The sequence below is a fragment of the Pseudomonas sp. 2(2015) genome (genome assembly GCF_000955865.1).
GTDB lineage: Bacteria > Pseudomonadota > Gammaproteobacteria > Pseudomonadales > Pseudomonadaceae > Aquipseudomonas.
This window is the reverse complement of record NZ_JYOF01000033.1, coordinates 1-1,700: the sequence shown is the minus strand read 5'-3', so window position 1 is coordinate 1,700 and position 1,700 is coordinate 1. Positions and strand designations below refer to the sequence as shown.

Sequence of the window (1,700 nt, the reverse complement as noted above, 5' to 3'; positions counted from 1 at the left end):
TTTTCAGGCCCTTGTCGTACAGCGCCTGGGGTACGGCCAGGGTGTACTTGGCGTTTTCGAGGTTGGCCCGTACGGTTTCCACGGTACCGGCATCGCGGTACTGCTTGATGTCGTTTTCCATGGTCGGCATCCAGTTGCCGAGGAACACGTCCATGTTCTTGCCATCGGCCAGCGACTTGTAGGTCACCGGTACCGAGATCATCGTGGTCTTGGTCTTGTAGCCCAGCGACTGGAGCACGACGCTGGTGACCGCGGTGGTCACGGTGATGTCGGTCCAGCCGACATCGGAGAAGTTGACGGTCTGGCACTGCGCGGGCTCTGCGGCCTGGGCCAGCACCGGCAGACTCAGCACTGCGGCCAGCAATAGCGAGGGTGAACCTTTCATTCGATGGACTCCTGGGTTTTTTTCTCGGATGTCCCACGGGACCGCCGTGCTTTATGGTTTGCATTCGGTCGGGCCTGACTATCGGGCGATAGCGGGACGGCTGCCGTGCAATCGAGTCGATACCGATCATCTAACAGCGAAAATCAAACGCCTACAGGGTGCGTCGTATCCAGTACAGACAGGGTCGCATCCAGTGTCGATGAGGTCGTTTACAGATTTATCCGGCCCTGTAAACGCAGTTTCGGCACTTGTGCACCGCAAAAAAACGGCGCACAAGCGCGGCTGACAGCTGGCGGCGTTGCTGGGCAAGAACGCGTCGGTTGCAGACGTCAGAGGTCCTGGCAAAAGCCTGATGATGCGCGGAATCGGCGGATTGCCGCCTATTCAGCGTAGCAGTTGCGGCGCCCGTGGCTTGGGCTGCGGGGCTGTACATTCAGGAGGTAAATGGCATGGCCATCAGTGTGTTCGACCTGTTCAAGATCGGCGTTGGCCCATCCAGCTCCCATACCGTCGGGCCCATGCGCGCCGCAGCAATGTTCGTCCAGGGCCTGCGCGAGCGCGGCGAGCTTGAGCAGGTGCGGCGCGTCGAAGTGCGCCTGTACGGCTCGCTGTCGGCCACCGGTATCGGCCACGGCAGCGACAACGCAGTGATCATGGGCCTGATGGGCGAATGGCCGGACGCCATCGACCCCGCGCAAATCGGTCCGCGCATCAATGCCCTGCGCGAAACAGACACCTTGCTGCTCGATGGCCGGCTGCACGTCGGCTTCGTCTGGGCCCGCGACATGCTGCTGCTCGACGAGAACCTGCCGTACCACCCCAACGCCATGACCCTCATCGCTGAAGGCGCCGCAGGCGAGCTGCACCGCGACACCTATTACTCGGTGGGCGGCGGCTTTGTCGTTGATGCGGCACAGGCTGCCAGCGGCGTGCTGGACGCCGACAACACGGTGCTGCCCTACGATTTCGACAGTGCCGTGGAGTTGCTCGAACTGTGCAAGCAAAACGACCTGCGCGTGTCGCAATTGATGATGGAAAACGAAAAGGTCTGGCGCAGTGAAGCAGAAATTCGTGCCGGGCTGCTGAAGTTGTGGCACGCCATGCAGGCCTGTGTCGAAAACGGCCTCAAATACGAAGGCATCCTGCCTGGCGGGCTCAATGTCAAACGTCGCGCAGCCAAGCTGCACCGCAGCCTGCCAGCCTGCAGGAACTGAACAAGCCCAATGTCATCGGCTCGACCCTGAGCGCCATGGAATGGGTCAACCTTTATGCCCTGGCGGTCAACGAAGAGAATGCCGCCGGCGGGCGCATGGTC

Annotated in this window: 2 pseudogenes; one reads left to right on the top strand and one right to left on the bottom strand. The window is 61.4% G+C overall.

Annotated features, from left to right (window positions below):
* Positions 1-334 (bottom strand): annotated as a pseudogene (locus UB48_RS28310) (glycine betaine ABC transporter substrate-binding protein); the annotation flags it as partial.
* 500 nt (positions 335-834) lie between these two features.
* On the opposite strand from UB48_RS28310, the pseudogene UB48_RS26595 reads away from it, so the two are divergent.
* A pseudogene (locus UB48_RS26595) lies at positions 835-1,700 on the top strand (serine dehydratase beta chain); the annotation flags it as partial.